The sequence below is a fragment of the Lampropedia cohaerens genome (assembly GCF_001005215.1).
Classification (GTDB): Bacteria; Pseudomonadota; Gammaproteobacteria; order Burkholderiales; family Burkholderiaceae_C; genus Lampropedia; species Lampropedia cohaerens.
In genome coordinates this window covers 1-15,338 of record NZ_LBNQ01000032.1, presented here as the reverse complement: position 1 = coordinate 15,338, position 15,338 = coordinate 1, and the positions used below count along the sequence as shown (strand labels likewise).

Sequence of the window (15,338 nt, the reverse complement as noted above, 5' to 3'; positions counted from 1 at the left end):
TGCCATGCCCCGCCTTGCTGCCAACCTCTCTTTTCTCTACCAGGAGCTGCCCTTCGAGGCACGCTTTGCCGCCGCTGCCGAAGACGGCTTTGCCGCAGTGGAGTACCTCGCCCCCTACGCCTGTGAGCCGGGTTGGCTGGTCGAGCAGCTGCGTACCCATGGCCTGACGCAGGTGCTGTTCAATGCCCCGGCAGGGGGCTGCAGCCGCGCGCAGGTCCATGCGGCCTGGGACGAGGGCTGGCGCGGCACGGCCTGCCTGCCGGGCCAGCAGGCCGCGTTTCGCTACGGCATCGATCTGGCGCTGGACTATGCGCAAGCGCTGAACTGCCGCCGCGTCCATGTCATGTCCGGCACGCCGAGCGCAGCCGAAGCGGGCGATAGGCTGCACTGGCTGCGCCAGCTCGAGTGGGCGGCCGAACGGGCTGCCGCCCAGCCGCAGCCTGTCACCCTGCTGCTGGAGGCCATCAACCACACCGACATGCCAGGCTACTGGCTGCACACCCAGCAGCAGGCCTATGCGGCCCTGCAGGAGATTGGCCATCCGCTGCTGGCGCTGCAGCTGGACTTCTACCACTGCCAGATGACCGAGGGGAACGCGCTGGCGCAGCTCAAGCGCTACCTGCCTACCGGGCGGGTGGCGCATACGCAGATCGCCGGCGCGCCTGGTCGCCACGAGCCGGACGAGGGGGCGCTGCCGTGGAAGGCGCTGCTGCAGACGCTTGACCAGGCCGGCTACGACGGCTGGGTCGGCCTCGAATACCGGCCACGCGGCAGCACCCGCGCAGGTCTTGCCTGGGCCCGCCACCTGCTGGGCTGACGCCGCGACAGATCGCGCTGTTGCGTGGCAACCACCCATGCGGCGGCGGTGCTTTGCCACTGTGATCTGTCAACTGCCGCGGCCACTACTACACTGGTTTTTGATCATCTGGACGGAGGACGACCTCCCTGCTGGCGAAATCCTTTCGCGCGGCGCGACGCTGGTGGGACGGCCCTTATGCATCCGAACAAACGCCGCTTCAGAGGCGGGTTGGCCAAGGAGGTTTGAAGATATGGCATGGACATGGTTGCTGCTGGCTGGACTACTCGAAATCGTCTGGGCCTCGGCAATGAAGTATTCGCACGGATTCACGCGGCTGACGCCTTCGGTGGTGACTATCGTTGCCATGTTCGGCTCGTTCGCCCTGCTCGCTGCGGCGATGCGCAGCCTGCCGCTGGGGACGGCGTACATGGTCTGGACCGGCATCGGCGCCCTCGGCGCATTTGTCGTGGGCATTCTCTTTCTTGGCGATGCTGCAACGCCCCAGCGACTGGCAGCGGCAGCGCTCATCTTGGCTGGCATCGTGCTGATGAAGCTCTCCAGCTGACAGCGGCAGCTGACACGGGCTGCGGGAACCTACAATCGCGGCTACTGCCATGACCCACGACCACCGACGCACCACCCCCAGTCCTGCCGCCTCGCACGCGGTACAGGTCGAGCTGGTGGCGGTGCTGGCTGCCGTCAGCAATGGCCAGCCGCGCATCCTCACCACCCAGCATGGTCAGGCGTTGCCGTGCGGGCCGTTTACCCAGACGCACCGCTCGCTGCAGCAGGCCATGCGTGCGTGGATCGAGTCGGAGACCCAACATCCCGTTGGCTACATCGAACAGCTTTACACCTTCGCCGATCCAGGCCGCCCGCGCGACGCGTTGGACGATGCCCACGGGCCGGCGGCACGCCACATTTCGATCAGCTATCTGGGCCTCACGCGCGAGGCCCGCAGCCCGCACGACACGCTCAACGCCGCTGCCGACCACGCTGGCTGGCGCAATTGGTACGACTACTTCCCTTGGGAAGATCGCCGCAGCGACTGGGCCGAGGCGCTGCTGGCCGAGCACATCGCACCGGCACTGCAGCGCTGGATCTGCGCCGCGCCGGATGCCGCCACCCGCAACGTCCGCAGCGAGCGCATGGTCAGCTACTTTGGCCTGCAGGGCGTGGCCTGGAATGAGGATCTGGTGCTGCAGCGCTACGAGCTGCTGTACGAGGCGCAGCTCGTGCCCGAAGCCTGGCGCAGCAGTCCCGGCCAGCCTGCCGCGCCACTGGTGCCCGGCGCGGCCATGCAGCTCGATCACCGCCGCATTCTCGCCACCGGCATGGCCCGCCTGCGCGCCAAGCTCAAGTACCGGCCCGTGGTGTTCGAGCTGATGCCTGCCGAATTCACGCTCCTGCAGCTGCAGCAAACGGCTGAAGCCATTACCGGGCGCTGGCTGCACAAGCAGAACTTCCGACGGCTGATCGAGCAGCAGGAAGTGATCGAGGAAACCGGCGGCATGGACACCAGCGGCAGCGGCAGGCCAGCCAAACTGTTTCGCTTCCGCAGTGGGATCACGCATGAGCGCGCCATTGCCGGCACCAAGCTGCCCGTGGCCAACAGCCACTGAGCCTGCGTGCGCTGTGCAGCAGCGGCGCGCAGACAGGCTCTCAGAAAGGCTTGACCGTCACCAGTATCACGATGGCGGCAAAAAGCAGCACCGCCACTTCGTTGAACCAGCGGTACCTGGTGTGTGCGCGGCGGTTTTCGCCGCGCACGAACTTGCGCAGCAGCACCCAGCAGCCGTGGTGGTAGCCGATCACCAGCAACACCAACAGCAGCTTCGCATGCAGCCAGCCGCTGTCCGGTCCCTTGCCGATGCCATAGCCCAGCCACAGCCACAGACCCAGCCCCAGCGCGGGGATGGCCAGCAGCGTCGCAAAGCGCAGCAGCCGCTGCGCCATGCCGATCAGCCGCGTGCGCTCGGCGATTGACTCGGGTGGTACTTGTGCCAGATTGACCAGAATGCGCGGCAGGTAAAACAGGCCGGCAAACCAGCTGGCTACAAAGATGATGTGAAAGGCCTTGACCCAGAGGTAATACATGGCGTCGTTCAACGTGGAGGTCATTGTTATTGGCGGGCGCGCGGCCACGCGGCGCAGGCACGCGTGCCCGAGCTTAGCAGGACGGTCGCGCCACCCGATGGCAGAGCGGTCGAATGGCTCCGCTGCAGCCAAAGGCGCTTGCCGGGCGGCTGGCCCAGGACTGCAACTTGCTGCGGGATGCCGCGCTAGCCGCCGGTCACAGGCGGCAGCAGTGCCACTTCGTCGCCATCATGAATGGGGGCTGCGGCATCGCTGCGCAGCAGCTGTTGGTTGATGGCGAGCTTGAAGATGCGGCCTGGCTGCAGCGCGGTGGCCCATTGCGGGCCGCGCTGGCGCAGCTGCGCCAGCAGATCCTCGGTGGTGCCGCCGGTCCACGCCAGCGTTTCCGTGCCGGAGGGCTGAAGCTGCTTGAACATGCCGAAATAGGTAATCGTAATCATGGGCACAGGTTTAGTCGCTATGTGAGTGGGGCATTGTGCCGCCAGCGCGCACGAACTGCAGCGATATCGCTACACTGCCGGGCTCACGCATGCACGCGCGCAGCCCATTCAAATGGTTACTCACAAGCGGGGCGCGCATGTACCCGTGCTGGCAGGTACTGTTGCCAGAACCATACCGGTGCGTTGCGAGGCGCTTCTTCCCACATGGCCCGATTGGAAATACCCTTGGACAGCGCCGCCCAGGCGCCAGGCTTGATTGACGGCTTTGGCCGCACGATCAGCTACCTGCGCGTGTCCGTCACCGACCGTTGTGACTTGCGCTGCAACTATTGCATGCCCAAGGGTTTTAAGGGCTTCGAGGAGCCGGCACACTGGATGAGCCATGCTGAGATGGCGCGGCTGATCGGCCTGTTCGTGGCACTGGGCGTGACCAAGGTGCGACTGACCGGCGGAGAGCCGCTGATGCGTCGCGGTGTTGACGAACTCGCCGCGCGCATCACCGCACTGCCACAGGTAAGTGACCTATCGCTCTCGACCAATGCCACTACGCTCAAGCGCCATGCGGCAAAGCTCAAGGCCGCGGGCGTCAAGCGCCTGAACGTCAGCCTCGACTCGCTGGATCCCGCACGCTTTGCCGCCATTACCGGGCGCGATTGTCTGGCGGACGTGCTGGCAGGCTTGGCGGAAGCGCGCACCGTGGGCTTCGCGCCCATCAAGCTCAATTGCGTGGTCAGCAGCGACGTACCCGAGCAGGAAATCCTGCAACTGCTCGGTTATGCGCTGGACAACGGCTTCATCCTGCGCCTGATCGAGACCATGCCCATGGGCAGCACGGGCCAGCAGTTTGTGCATGCCAACCTGACGCGGCTTGGTGCGCAGCTGGCGCAGCGCTTTGGCCTGGTGCCGGCCATCGATCCCAGCGACACCGGGCCGGCGCGCTATTGGACGCAAGGGCAGGGCCATCCGGTGCTGGGTGTGATCACGCCGATGTCGCAGCATTTCTGTGAAGCCTGCAACCGTGTGCGCCTGACGGTGGACGGCACCCTGCACCTGTGCCTGGGTCAGGACGATGCCGTGCCACTGGGGCGCATGCTGCGCGCAGGCGCCAGTGATGCCGAGCTGACGGCAGCCATCCACGCAGGCATTGCTGCCAAGCCCGAGCGGCATGAATTCACGACCAAGCGTGAACAGGTGGTGCGCTTCATGTCGCAGACCGGCGGCTGATGCTGCACGGGGCAAGGGCGTTTCAGTCCTCTGCTCCTGAAGGGCGCAGCCATGTCCCGCTCTTGCCGCCTTCCTTGCGCAGCAGCGCGATTGCTTCAATGACCATGCCCTTGTCGACGGCCTTGAGCATGTCGTAAATGGTCAGAAGGCCAACCGATGCACCGGTGAGCGCTTCCATTTCCACGCCGGTCTTGCCGAAGGTTTCCGCTGTGACGGTAATCTGCACGCGCAGCTGTTCTGCATCCAGTGCAAAGTCCACGCTCAGGTGCGTCAGCGGCAGGGGGTGGCAGAGCGGAATCAGATTGCTGGTCTGCTTGGCGCCCTGAATGGCCGCAATGCGCGCCACGCCCAGAACGTCTCCCTTGGGGCTATGCTCCTGCGGATTCTGCAAGGCCGCAAAGGCTGCCTGTGACAGGCGGATGCTGCCCTGTGCCACCGCCTTGCGCTGGCTTGGCTGCTTGTGGCCCACATCCACCATCCAGGCTTGGCCCAGGGCATCGAAGTGGGAGAGTTTCTGCGAAGGCGTGTCGGACATGGTGCAAAACAGGAAGTCGTGAAGCAGCCTTAACCGTACCGCAAATTACCCCGAGCGCGGGGCACGGTTACGGTTTTCCATCGGAACTAGTTCTTTTGCAGGTCGCCGGCGCGCTGTATCCAAAGGTATACTTCGCAGCGGTCTGGAGGTCATTCGGGCTCAGGCAGTCGCGCGCTGGCGCGATTTTTTGTGCAATCGTTGTATCCGCAAGGATATGGCGCAACTCGCAACGATGAATGGAGGCGATGAAAGCCATGCATGGTAAGAACAGACTTGCGCGCCACGTGCGTGCGCACGCCGCAGTCCTGACATGGGCGGCAGTGTCCTTGATGGCCGCGCACAGCGCGCAGGCCGATACCATCACGGTCTCTGCCGCAGCCAGCCTGACCGATGCCTTCAAGGAGATCGCGCAGCTTTACGAGACGCAGCATCCGCAGGACCAGGTGGATTTGAACTTCGGCGCATCGGGCACGCTGTATCAGCAGATCGACAAGGGCGCGCCGGTGGACGTGTTTGCCAGCGCGGATGAGGCCACCATGGACAAGGCCGAGGCCGCTGGCCATGTGCTGGAGGGGACGCGCCAGACCTTCGTGAAGAACACGCTGGTGCTGATCCAGCCAGCGGGCAGTGCGGCGGCGCTGGATTCGCTGCAGGCCTTGCAGGGCGAACAGGTGCAGCGCATTGCGGTGGGTAACCCGGACAGTGTGCCGGTAGGCCGCTACACCAAGGCGGCGCTGGAGGCCGCAGGCCAGTGGCAGTCGCTGCTGCCCAAGGTGATCCAGACGCAGAACGTGCGCCAGTCGCTGGACTATGTGGCGCGCGGTGAGGTCGATGCCGGTTTCGTGTACGGCTCCGACGCGGCGTTGATGAAGGACAAGGTCAAGGTCAGCTTCACGGTGCCCGTGCAGACGCCGGTGACCTACCCGATTGCCGTGATTCAGCAAGGTGGGCATGCGGAGGCGGCCAAGCGCTTTATCGCCACGGTAACCTCCTCGCAAGGGCAGGAGATTCTGGCGCGTTACGGCTTTCAGCCGGCCGTTGATTGAAGAAGCAAGGGCGAAATAGCTGCAAAGCGGCGTATTTCGCCATCTTGCGATATTCCCTCCATAAGCAGCCGCGCGCCATCGGGAACCAACTTTCGTCCCGCCCTCCTGTCTTTTCGCTCCAACCATGCTCTCCTTGCCCGATGACGTGCTGACGCCGCTGTGGCTGTCTCTGCAGGTGGCCTTTTGGGCCACGCTGGCGGCGAGTGTGCTCGGCATTGTGCTGGGCCTGTATCTGGCCAAGAGTCGCCTGTGGCTGCGCAATCTGCTCGATACCGTCTGCACGCTGCCGATGGTGTTGCCGCCTACGGTGCTGGGCTACTACCTGCTCGTGCTGCTGGGCAGCCAGAGTGCGCTGGGCCAGTGGCTCAAGACCAGCTTCGGCATCAACCTCATCTTCAGCCTGGGGGGCGCCATCGTGGCGGCAACGGTGGTGGCCTTTCCCCTGGTGTTCAAGCCGGCGCGGGCGGCGTTTGAGTCGGTCGATCCGGAGTTGGAGCAGGCCGCGCGCGTGCTGGGTGTCAGCGAACTGGGCGTGCTGCTGCGCGTGAGCCTGCCGCTGGCCTGGCGCGGCATCATGGCCGGCATCGTGCTGGGGTTTGTGCGCGCGCTGGGGGAGTTTGGCGCCACGCTAATGATTGCTGGCAGCATTCCGGGCAAGACGCAGACGCTCTCGATCGCCATCTACGAAGCGGTGCAAGCCGGCCGCGATGGGGTCGCCAATCTGCTGGCGCTAGTGATCTCCGTGGTGTGCATCGGCCTGCTGCTGCTGGCGACCTGGATCACGCCTGGCCGCCGCATGGCGCGGGGGAACTGAAATGGCTGTCTGGTGTGATCTGCATATACAGAAGACCTTGCGCTCGGCCGGGCGCGTGTTCGAATTCGACGTGCAGTTGCAGGCCAGCCACCCGCGCATCGTGCTGATGGGGCCTTCGGGCATCGGCAAGACTATGGTGCTGCAGGCCATTGCGGGGCTGATACAGCCCGACCAGGGCCATGTGCGAATTGGCCAGACGACACTGTTTGACAGTGCGCAGAAGATCAACCTGCCACCCCAGCAGCGCCGCGTGGGCTATCTGTTTCAGAACTATGCGCTGCTGCCGCACCTGACGGCGCTGGGCAATGTGGGCTTTGGCCTGCGGCGCGGCGCGTGGGGCTTTCTCTCGCACGCGCAAAAACAGGAGGCCATGCAATGGCTGGAGCGTTTCGGCCTGGGGGCGATGGCCCACCAATACCCCCATACGCTTTCGGGCGGGCAGCAGCAGCGCCTGGCGCTGGCGCGGCTGGCCATCCTGCGCCCGCAGGTGCTGTTGCTGGACGAACCTTTCTCGGCACTGGATCCGCACCTGAGACAAACCATGCGTGAGGAGGTGGGGCAGCTGCTGCAATCGCTGGGCATCCCATTGCTGATGGTCTCGCACGACGGGCAGGACCGTGAGGCGCTTAATGCGCAGGTGGTGCGGCTCGGACAGGTCGGAGCGCGGACGGTGCGGTTGGAATAGGTATCGCGCTGACGTGCATCGCTGACGTGCATGAGCAGGGTTTTTTTGCAGATCGCTGTATCCATTGAGATATAGGGAGATTTTCTAATCCGGTACCGCCACACCTATGTCGGCAGGCCGATGAAACAGGAGTTGGACGATGAGAAGAACCGCCGTTGCCGCCGCCGTCGCGGCGCACGCAGGCATGCTGGTCGTGGGCACCGTGCACGCTCAGCAAGCCGCAGAGGTGTTCACGCTTGGGGAGATTCAGGTGCAGGCAGTGACCTCGGATGCGGCCCTGCCAACGGGCAGTGTGCTGACGCAGGAGCAGCTGCGCGCGCAGAATCAGGAAACCGTCGGCAATGCGCTGAACCTGCTGCCCGGCGTGCATGCAGCCTATGCGGGCGCGCGGGGCGAGCAGCTGTTTTACGTGCGGGGTTTTGATCGCCTGCAAGTGCCGGTCTACATCGATGGCATTCCGACCTATGTGCCTTATGACGGCCGCATTGATCTGGGCCACTTCACCACGTACGATCTATCGCGCATCGAAGTTGCCAAGGGATTCTCGTCGCTGATCTATGGCCCCAATGCACTCGGGGGGGCGATCAACCTCATCACCCGCAGGCCTTCCAAACCTTTTGAAGGTGAAGTTGGCGGTGGCATAGGACTGGCCGATGATGGCGATGCCAACAGCTACCGGGCCTATGCGAACCTCGGTGGCAGGCAGCAGCAGTGGTGGTATCAGGTGGGGGCTTCCTACCTCAAGCAGGACAGCTTTGATCTGCCCGATGATTTCCGGCCCAACAATGTCCAGCAAGGGACGGGAAAACGCGAAAACAGCCGCAGGCAGGACCAGAAGCTCAGCGTCAAGCTGGGGCTGACGCCCAACGCCAGCGATGAATACGTGCTGGGCATCGTGCGCCAGGAAGGAGAGAAGGGGCAGCCTACGTACGCGGGCACTTTGCCTTTGATCGGCGCTGGATCCGGCATGCGGGCGCGCTGGTGGCAATGGCCGCAGTGGGATAAGACCAGTTACTACTTCACTGGCCAGAAATCGCTCGGTGCGCACACTGTGCGCGCACGCATCTACTATGACAAGTTCGAGAACACGCTGGTCGGGTATGACTATCGCAATGGCGTTGTCGGCGAGGTCGGACGGGGCTTCCCCAGCTACTACGACGATGACAGCACAGGCCTGTCGCTCGAAGGCGATTTGCGGCTGAATGCGCGCAATCTGCTGCGCGTGGCCTACCACTTCAAGGACGATGTGCACCGTTCCAGCGATGCCGGCACGCCCTGGACGCATTTCAAGGACCGCACCCAGTCGGTCGCGGCGGAAAACACCTTTGCCTTCAACGACGCGCTCTCGCTTGTGGCCGGAGTGTCATACAGCCAACGCAAAAGCCTCTCGACACGTAATTATGGAGAACATGCCGGATCGCCCAACGCGCCTGGCCTGTACGACGAGCCGCGCGGCGATGACGATGCCGTGAACTACCAACTCGGGCTGTTCCAGAGCCTCGGGCCCGAGGGGGCGTGGGGGCAGTTGCACGCTAGCTTTGCCAACCGAACGCGCTTTGCCACGATGATGGAGCGCTACTCCACGCGCTTTGGCCGCGTGATCCCCAGTCCGGATCTCAAGTCCGAGCAGGCCCGGCATTACGAAGTGGGCTATCAGGGCGAGTTCGCGCAGGACTGGGTGCTGGATGCGGCGGTGTTCCGCAGCGAAGTGCGTGACTCGATTCAGACTGTTGAGGTGCCTTCGACACAATGCAGCAGCACCAGTTGCGAGCAGCCGCAGAACATCGCCAGAGCTCGGCATGAAGGCATAGAGCTGGGGGGGCAGGGCCGCCTGGCGGCCTGAGAGCTCACTGGCAACTACAGCTGGCTGCGTCGCAAGAATCTGAGCGATCCGGACGTTCGCGCCACGGATACCCCGCGCCACAAACTGTTTGCCAGCGCCAGCTGGCACCATGGGCCATGGACGCTCACGGCAAGTACCGAGGCGGCCTCGCGGCGCTATTCCTCCTCCAACGGTGCGCAAGCGGCGGGTGGTTTTGCCCTCTACCACGCCAAGGCGGGTTATAGGTTCCCCGGCGGCGCACACGTGGAAGCGGGCGTGCGCAATCTCGGCGACCGCCTGTATGCTTACAGTGAAGGATACCCAATGGCCGGGCGCAACTACTTCGTGAATGTCAATGTGCCATTCTGAAGCGGTTCACAGCGGTCGCTGCGATTACATAGACCTGCATGGAACAGGAGAGTGCATGACAAGCCCACTGGCAGCCATTGTTCACGAGGGGCACGGCGTTGCCGAGCCGATCCTCCAAACGTTTGTTGCGCAACTGCGCAGCGCGGGCTGGCGCGTGTGCGGTCTGCTGCAGGACTCCGATGTGGTCATGGTCGATGACCCCGTCAGCGGCAGCTACTGCCAGCGCAACATGGAACTGGTCGACGTGGAAGGCGGCGAGCGGTTCGTGATCTCGCAGAACCTGGGCAAGGGTTCGACCGCGTGTTGCCTGGATGCGGCCGGCGTGGCGGCGGCCAGTGCAGTACTTCGCCGGGCGCTGCAAGAGGGACCCGATCTCATCGTGGCCAACCGCTTTGGCAAGCTGGAGGCCGAAGGCGATGGTCTGCTGCAGGAGATGGCGGCGATAGTGGCTGCGGGGGTGCCACTGGTGACGGCGGTGGAACAGCGCTTTCTTCCCCAGTGGCAGGCGTTTGCGGATGAGTGGGGCCAGACTTTGCCACCTTCGGTGGATGCGGCGATGCAATGGTGGGAGGCATTGACCCGTGCGCGCCAGTGCACCCCGGCAGTTAAGGGGCGATCATGAAATGGCAACGGCGCCAGTGGCTGAAGGCAGCGGCGCTGACAGTGCCAGGTCTGGCCCTGCCGTGGATGCGCGATGGTCTGGCCCAGGCCGAAGCCGTGCCATTGCTTTCCCGTTTTGGCCAACCACTCCAAGGCCGCCCGGCGCGCGTGATTGCCGCTGGTCCGCCCGCAGCGGTACTGACAGCGGCACTGGTGCCCGGGCAGCTGCTGGGCTGGCCTGCACGCCTGCCGCAAGGTGCGCAGGCACTGCTGTCGCCAACGCTGGCCCGCCTGCCGGTGGTTGGGCGGCTGAGCGGACGCGGCAGCACACTGGGTGTTGAAGGCCTGCTGGCGCTTGCCCCGGATGTCATCATTGATGCGGGCACGGTCGACGGCTTCTACCGCGCACAGGCGGAGCGTTTGGCGGCGCAAAGCGGCATTACCTGCGTGCTGGTTGATGGCCGATTGCCGCAGAATGCACAGCAATTGCGGGAGGTAGGTGCTTTGCTGGGGGTGCCACAGCGCGCCGAACAGTTGGCGGCTTACGCCGATGCGGTACTGGCGCAGGCGCAGCAGCGCCGCACTCGCTGGAATGGCGATGGACCGCGCTTTTATCTCGCCCGTGGTGCTGACGGGCTGGAAACTGGCTGGCAGGGTGCTATCAATGCAGAGCTGTTGGAGTTTGTGGGTCTGCGCAATGTGGCGCAAACACGCGGCCAAGGCAGTGTAGGGCGCGTATCTCTGGAGCAGGTGCTGGCGTGGAACCCCGACGTGATCGTGACGCAGCAGCCTGGCTTGGCTGCGCAGATCAGCGCCGATCCCCGTTGGCGAGGCATCCGTGCCGTGCAGATGGCGCGGGTATGGCAGGTGCCCAGTGTGCCTTTCGGCTGGGTGGATGGGCCGCCAGGCATCAACCGCTTGGTCGGGTTGCGCTGGCTGAATTTGATGCTGGCTGACGGGCTGCACGACATATCCTCAACTGAGGACCGGACTGCGCTGCAGGCGCGCGTCCGGCATGAGGCGCAGGTATTCCACCAACTGTTCTACGGCACGCCGGCCGACGCCGTCTGGCCCGCCGAATCACTGCCCTGATCGCCATGACCGGCAAGCTGCCATCTGGTGCCACTTTCGCATCGTTTCGGCTTCCGCTGGCAACGGTAGCGGCGCTGCTGTTGTGCCTCTCGGCAGCACTGATGGCACTGTGCGTAGGTCAGTATCCACTGGGCATCGGCGAAGTCTGGCAAGGGTTGTGGAGGCAAGACCACGCACTGGAGGATGCGCAGACTGCAGCCATAGTCGTGTGGCAGGTCCGCATGCCGCGCGTGCTCGCCGGCTTGTTGGTGGGTGCCGCGCTGGCGGCTGCGGGCGCGTGCTACCAAAGCATGTTTCGCAACCCGTTGGTCTCGCCGGACATCCTTGGTGTATCCGCCGGGGCGGGGCTGGGCGCAACGCTGGGGATATTCCTGGGCGGCTCCGTGCTGCTGGTGCAGGCGCTGGCCTTCGGGGGCGGCCTGCTGGCCGTAGCTGTGGTGCTGCTGGTGGCTGCCCTGGTGCGCCGCAGTGATGCCGTGCTCGTGCTGGTGTTGGCAGGCATGGCCGTTGGCACGCTGCTGGGCGCAGGTATCTCGCTGATCAAGGTATTGGCGGACCCCTACACCCAGCTTTCGGCCATCACCTTCTGGCTGCTGGGTGGGTTGGCAGGCGTTGACCTCGCCGACGTTCAGGCGGCCAGCCCCGCCATTGCAGCGGGACTACTGGCAATGGTGCTGCTGCGCTGGCGCGTGAACCTGCTCAGCCTCAGCGACGATGAAGCGCAGGCGCTGGGCGTGCCCGTGCGGACGATGCGGTTGAGTCTGATTGCGGCCGCGACGCTGATGACTGCGACTGCCGTCTCCATCACCGGCGTCATCGGTTGGGTGGGGCTGGTGGTGCCGCATGCTGCGCGCTTGCTGGTTGGGCCGGAGTTTGGGCGACTGCTGCCTGTTGCGCTGTTATTGGGGGCTGGCTTTGTGGCACTGGCCGACACGTTGGTACGCAGTACGGGAGGCATGGAGTTGCCGCTGGGAGTGGTTACCGCACTGGTGGGTGCGCCGTGCTTTCTGCTGCTGCTGGCGCGCCGCAGCAGCCGGGATTGAAGAAGGGTGACCGGTGCGTACCCAAGAGCCGCCAACCGCCACGCCGCCAGTGCCAGATGCGCAGCAGGCGCAGCCGAACATCCTGCAGGCGCAGGATTTACGCATCGGTCATGGCCGACGCATCGTGGCCGGGCCGCTGACATTCAGCATCCGGCCGGGAGACATCATCGCGCTGCTGGGCCCCAACGGCAGTGGCAAGAGCACACTGTTCCGCACCTTGCTGGGCCTGCTGCCGCCACTGGGCGGTACCTTGCGGCTGGATGGTCTGCCGCTGGCGCAGTGGCGCCGGCGCGCGCTGGCGCAACGCATCGGCTATGTTCCGCAAAGCTGGGGCAGCCACTTTGGCTACAGTGTGCTGGATACGGTACTGATGGGGCGCGCAGCGCAATTGCCCGCGTTTGCGCAGCCTTCCGCGCGCGATCGGATGTTGGCGATGGTTGCCATCGAGCGGCTGGGCATCGCCCACCTGGCCAGCCACAGCATGCACGCCATCAGCGGAGGGGAGCGACAATTGGCACTGATCGCCCGCGCACTGGTGCAGGATGCCGCGCTGCTCATCATGGACGAACCCACTTCCAGCCTGGACTTCGGCAACCAGCTGCGGGTGCTGGAGCAGATCCGTCAACTGCGCACCCAAGGCGTTGCCGTGCTGCTCTCGACTCATCAGCCAGACCATGCACTGGCAGTGGCAGACCAGATCATGGCACTGATGCCGGGCGAGCCAAACCACCTGCTGGGCCCGGGACCGAAACACACCGTCGCCACGCCGGAAAATTTGGCAGCACTTTATGGCGTACCAGTGGAGATGGTCCGTGCTCGGATGGTATGAGTGTTCTGCACTGCTTTGCCCTTTCCCGCGAGAGGTAGGTGGAGGCAAAGGCGTAGTTGGTAATAGCCATATGCGTGTGCTGAAGATGTGATGCGTTTATGCAGAGATTGAGCGGGTTGTGAGAAATTCCGTGCACGGTCGGTCGTACGATCCCCCGACGCTCTGGATTGCGCCATACTCGTGCGTTTCTGCACCGTGAAAGAGATTAGAGCTGCAACAAGCGCTGCACATGCTGGTGGTATCAGGCAGGGTTGTTGTGGGTGCCGCTCACATGTAAGAGTTACGTGTGGAGCTAGAAGTTCGTCTGCGCGTTTGGCAGGCGAGGACAAACGTTGAAGTGCCCGAAGATGGTGAATGCGCCATGGCGCGAATGTGTGACCACAGATGTTGTGGATAGCATTCTGGTCGAGCAAGTGGCTAGCGTGCTTAGTCGTCGGGGCGACGCATAGCGCACCAACGCATCTGCGCAGTGACAACATTCACGACTTCGTCAGTACCTAGCTCTTGGAGGGGGCAGAAGCCCCTGCAATTGTTGCCGAACAAACAAGGAAAAATTTTGGGAGGAGTGTTAATTGCTAATGAATCAACTGCAAAGTCAAGGGTGCATGGCCGTTCATGGAGCCACTTCGTAGTCGTTTCGAAGCATTGATCGACATCAAGGACTTGCGACGCCAATACAATCGTGCTCGGCTGCGCGCTGGTGTGAATGACCTGCCCCCCGATTTCAGTACCACGCCGAACTTAGTAGAGTCCGTTTTCCGAGCAGGAGACGGTAGTGAAAAAGCGTTTTACAGAAGAACAGATTCTCGACTTTCTTAAGCAGGCAGAGGCCGGCGTGCCGGTGAAGGAGCTGTGCCGGCGGCATGGCTTCAGTGATGCATCCTTCTACACTTGGCGTGCCAAGTTCGGTGGCATGACCGTGCCGGACGCCAAGCGGCTCAAGGATCTCGAGCTGGAGAACAGCCGGCTAAAGAAGCTGCTAGCCGAAGCCCATCTGGATATCGAGGCACTTAAGGTGGTCGCCCGGGGAAAAGGGTAAGCCCGACAGCACGGCGGGAGGCGGTGCAGGAGATGCAGGCCAGAACCGGTATCTCCGAGCGCCGTGCCTGTCAGCTGATCGGGCTGTCTCGCTCGGTGCTGCGCTATCAACCCCGTTCCAGCGAGCAAAACACCAGGCTGCAATCCCAACTTATGGAGCTGGCACAGGAGCGTCGGCGCTTTGGCTATCGGCGCCTGCATATCCTGCTGCGGCGGGCTGGCATGCAGGTCAACCCTAAACGGATCTATCGCCTGTACCGGGCTGCCGGGTTGATGGTGAAGCGCCGGAGGCGCCGCCACGGTGTCGCCGTAGAGCGCGAGCGGCTGAGTCTGCCGAGCGCGCCGAATCAGGTATGGTCGATGGACTTCGTCTTCGATGCACTCAGTACGGGACGTAGGATCAAATGTCTGACGGTGGTCGATGATTTCACCAAGGAGGTGGTGGGTATTCTTGTGGATCACGGCATCAGCGGCTTTCGTGTTACTCGCGCATTAGATGAAATGGCCCGATTCCGCGGTTACCCCAAGGCAATCCGCACCGACCAGGGCCCCGAATTCACCGGCAAGGCTCTTGATCAATGGGCCTATCAGCGCGGCATCAAGCTGAAGCTGATTCAGCCTGGCAAGCCGACACAGAATGCGTTCATCGAATCATTCAATGGCAAGTTTCGGGATGAATGCCTGAATGAGCACTGGTTCTGCTCACTGGCCGAGGCCAGAATCCGCATCGCGGCCTGGCGAAGGGACTACAACGAACACCGACCGCACAGCGCTATCGGGAATCACACCCCGGCAGAATTCGCTGCGCATTGGAGGGCAAGCCAACAGCAACCCCGACATGAAAAACTAACATCAACCCCAGGGCCTACTAACTAGGAAACGGTACTAAAACTGGGGGCAGGTCA

15 protein-coding genes and 1 pseudogene are annotated in these 15,338 nt (G+C 63.6%); 13 read left to right on the top strand and 3 right to left on the bottom strand.

What is annotated here, in order from left to right:
- The first annotated feature begins 4 nt into the window (after nucleotides 1-4).
- The 3 genes from AAV94_RS10000 (at nucleotide 5) to AAV94_RS09990 (ending at nucleotide 2,421) form a co-directional block, all read left to right on the top strand.
- The gene (locus AAV94_RS10000) at nucleotides 5-817 is read left to right on the top strand and encodes a hydroxypyruvate isomerase family protein (protein ID WP_046742180.1); all 813 of its coding nucleotides are present in this window, start codon (nucleotides 5-7) and stop codon (nucleotides 815-817) included.
- Nucleotides 818-1,049: 232 nt separating this feature from the next.
- Nucleotides 1,050-1,364 (top strand): quaternary ammonium compound efflux SMR transporter SugE, encoded by a 315-nt coding sequence (gene sugE, locus AAV94_RS09995; RefSeq protein ID WP_046742179.1) that lies wholly within the window; start codon nucleotides 1,050-1,052, stop codon nucleotides 1,362-1,364.
- A 49-nt stretch (nucleotides 1,365-1,413) separates the two neighbouring features.
- Nucleotides 1,414-2,421, top strand: coding sequence for an NUDIX hydrolase (locus AAV94_RS09990; RefSeq protein WP_046742178.1), 1,008 nt, complete (start codon nucleotides 1,414-1,416; stop codon nucleotides 2,419-2,421).
- A 40-nt stretch (nucleotides 2,422-2,461) separates the two neighbouring features.
- On the opposite strand, the gene AAV94_RS09985 is transcribed toward AAV94_RS09990, so the two are convergent.
- Both AAV94_RS09985 and AAV94_RS09980 read right to left on the bottom strand, forming a co-directional pair.
- Nucleotides 2,462-2,920 (bottom strand): CopD family protein, encoded by a 459-nt coding sequence (locus AAV94_RS09985; RefSeq protein ID WP_231731355.1) that lies wholly within the window; start codon nucleotides 2,918-2,920, stop codon nucleotides 2,462-2,464.
- 161 nt (nucleotides 2,921-3,081) lie between these two features.
- Nucleotides 3,082-3,336 (bottom strand): MoaD/ThiS family protein, encoded by a 255-nt coding sequence (locus AAV94_RS09980; protein WP_046742177.1) that lies wholly within the window; start codon nucleotides 3,334-3,336, stop codon nucleotides 3,082-3,084.
- A 204-nt stretch (nucleotides 3,337-3,540) separates the two neighbouring features.
- Between AAV94_RS09980 and moaA the strand changes: the two genes are divergently transcribed.
- Nucleotides 3,541-4,560 (top strand): GTP 3',8-cyclase MoaA, encoded by a 1,020-nt coding sequence (gene moaA, locus AAV94_RS09975; protein ID WP_046742176.1) that lies wholly within the window; start codon nucleotides 3,541-3,543, stop codon nucleotides 4,558-4,560.
- A 22-nt stretch (nucleotides 4,561-4,582) separates the two neighbouring features.
- Here moaA and moaC read toward each other — a convergent pair whose 3' ends face one another.
- The gene (gene moaC / locus AAV94_RS09970) at nucleotides 4,583-5,095 is read right to left on the bottom strand and encodes a cyclic pyranopterin monophosphate synthase MoaC (protein WP_046742175.1); all 513 of its coding nucleotides are present in this window, start codon (nucleotides 5,093-5,095) and stop codon (nucleotides 4,583-4,585) included.
- Between the two features lie 254 nt (nucleotides 5,096-5,349).
- Here moaC and modA point away from each other — a divergent pair, with 254 nt between their 5' ends.
- From modA to AAV94_RS09920, 9 genes and pseudogenes are all read left to right on the top strand, one after another.
- The gene (gene modA, locus AAV94_RS09965; RefSeq protein ID WP_156454410.1) at nucleotides 5,350-6,141 is read left to right on the top strand and encodes a molybdate ABC transporter substrate-binding protein; all 792 of its coding nucleotides are present in this window, start codon (nucleotides 5,350-5,352) and stop codon (nucleotides 6,139-6,141) included.
- Between the two features lie 124 nt (nucleotides 6,142-6,265).
- Nucleotides 6,266-6,955 (top strand): molybdate ABC transporter permease subunit, encoded by a 690-nt coding sequence (gene modB, locus AAV94_RS09960; protein ID WP_046742174.1) that lies wholly within the window; start codon nucleotides 6,266-6,268, stop codon nucleotides 6,953-6,955.
- Nucleotide 6,956: 1 nt separating this feature from the next.
- The gene (locus tag AAV94_RS09955) at nucleotides 6,957-7,640 is read left to right on the top strand and encodes an ABC transporter ATP-binding protein (RefSeq protein ID WP_046742173.1); all 684 of its coding nucleotides are present in this window, start codon (nucleotides 6,957-6,959) and stop codon (nucleotides 7,638-7,640) included.
- 139 nt (nucleotides 7,641-7,779) lie between these two features.
- Nucleotides 7,780-9,831 (top strand): annotated as a pseudogene (locus AAV94_RS09950) (TonB-dependent receptor plug domain-containing protein).
- A gap of 55 nt (nucleotides 9,832-9,886) precedes the next feature.
- Nucleotides 9,887-10,453, top strand: coding sequence for a DUF2478 domain-containing protein (locus AAV94_RS09945; RefSeq protein ID WP_046742172.1), 567 nt, complete (start codon nucleotides 9,887-9,889; stop codon nucleotides 10,451-10,453).
- The gene (locus AAV94_RS09940; protein ID WP_052755009.1) at nucleotides 10,450-11,523 is read left to right on the top strand and encodes an ABC transporter substrate-binding protein; all 1,074 of its coding nucleotides are present in this window, start codon (nucleotides 10,450-10,452) and stop codon (nucleotides 11,521-11,523) included. Before AAV94_RS09945 ends, AAV94_RS09940 begins: the two co-directional genes overlap by 4 nt.
- A 5-nt stretch (nucleotides 11,524-11,528) precedes the next feature.
- Nucleotides 11,529-12,566, top strand: coding sequence for a FecCD family ABC transporter permease (locus tag AAV94_RS09935; protein ID WP_046742171.1), 1,038 nt, complete (start codon nucleotides 11,529-11,531; stop codon nucleotides 12,564-12,566).
- A 13-nt stretch (nucleotides 12,567-12,579) separates the two neighbouring features.
- Nucleotides 12,580-13,395 (top strand): ABC transporter ATP-binding protein, encoded by an 816-nt coding sequence (locus tag AAV94_RS09930; RefSeq protein WP_331396813.1) that lies wholly within the window; start codon nucleotides 12,580-12,582, stop codon nucleotides 13,393-13,395.
- A gap of 775 nt (nucleotides 13,396-14,170) precedes the next feature.
- Nucleotides 14,171-15,309, top strand: a protein-coding gene (locus tag AAV94_RS09920; protein WP_156167861.1) for an IS3 family transposase whose coding sequence is annotated in 2 segments (ribosomal slippage) — nucleotides 14,171-14,420 and nucleotides 14,420-15,309 — 1,140 coding nt in all. Because the reading frame shifts where the segments join, the coding sequence is not laid out codon by codon here.
- The last annotated feature ends 29 nt before the right edge of the window (nucleotides 15,310-15,338 follow it).

Excerpts from the sequence above, each read along its gene's own strand:
- AAV94_RS10000 (WP_046742180.1), top strand. The coding sequence starts at position 5 with ATGCCCCGCCTTGCTGCCAACCTCTCTTTTCTCTACCAGGAGCTGCCC.
- sugE (WP_046742179.1), top strand. The coding sequence starts at position 1,050 with ATGGCATGGACATGGTTGCTGCTGGCTGGACTACTCGAAATCGTCTGG.
- AAV94_RS09990 (WP_046742178.1), top strand. The coding sequence starts at position 1,414 with ATGACCCACGACCACCGACGCACCACCCCCAGTCCTGCCGCCTCGCAC.
- AAV94_RS09985 (WP_231731355.1), bottom strand. The coding sequence starts at position 2,920 with ATGACCTCCACGTTGAACGACGCCATGTATTACCTCTGGGTCAAGGCC.
- AAV94_RS09980 (WP_046742177.1), bottom strand. The coding sequence starts at position 3,336 with ATGATTACGATTACCTATTTCGGCATGTTCAAGCAGCTTCAGCCCTCC.
- moaA (WP_046742176.1), top strand. The coding sequence starts at position 3,541 with ATGGCCCGATTGGAAATACCCTTGGACAGCGCCGCCCAGGCGCCAGGC.
- moaC (WP_046742175.1), bottom strand. The coding sequence starts at position 5,095 with ATGTCCGACACGCCTTCGCAGAAACTCTCCCACTTCGATGCCCTGGGC.
- modA (WP_156454410.1), top strand. The coding sequence starts at position 5,350 with ATGCATGGTAAGAACAGACTTGCGCGCCACGTGCGTGCGCACGCCGCA.
- modB (WP_046742174.1), top strand. The coding sequence starts at position 6,266 with ATGCTCTCCTTGCCCGATGACGTGCTGACGCCGCTGTGGCTGTCTCTG.
- AAV94_RS09955 (WP_046742173.1), top strand. The coding sequence starts at position 6,957 with ATGGCTGTCTGGTGTGATCTGCATATACAGAAGACCTTGCGCTCGGCC.
- AAV94_RS09945 (WP_046742172.1), top strand. The coding sequence starts at position 9,887 with ATGACAAGCCCACTGGCAGCCATTGTTCACGAGGGGCACGGCGTTGCC.
- AAV94_RS09940 (WP_052755009.1), top strand. The coding sequence starts at position 10,450 with ATGAAATGGCAACGGCGCCAGTGGCTGAAGGCAGCGGCGCTGACAGTG.
- AAV94_RS09935 (WP_046742171.1), top strand. The coding sequence starts at position 11,529 with ATGACCGGCAAGCTGCCATCTGGTGCCACTTTCGCATCGTTTCGGCTT.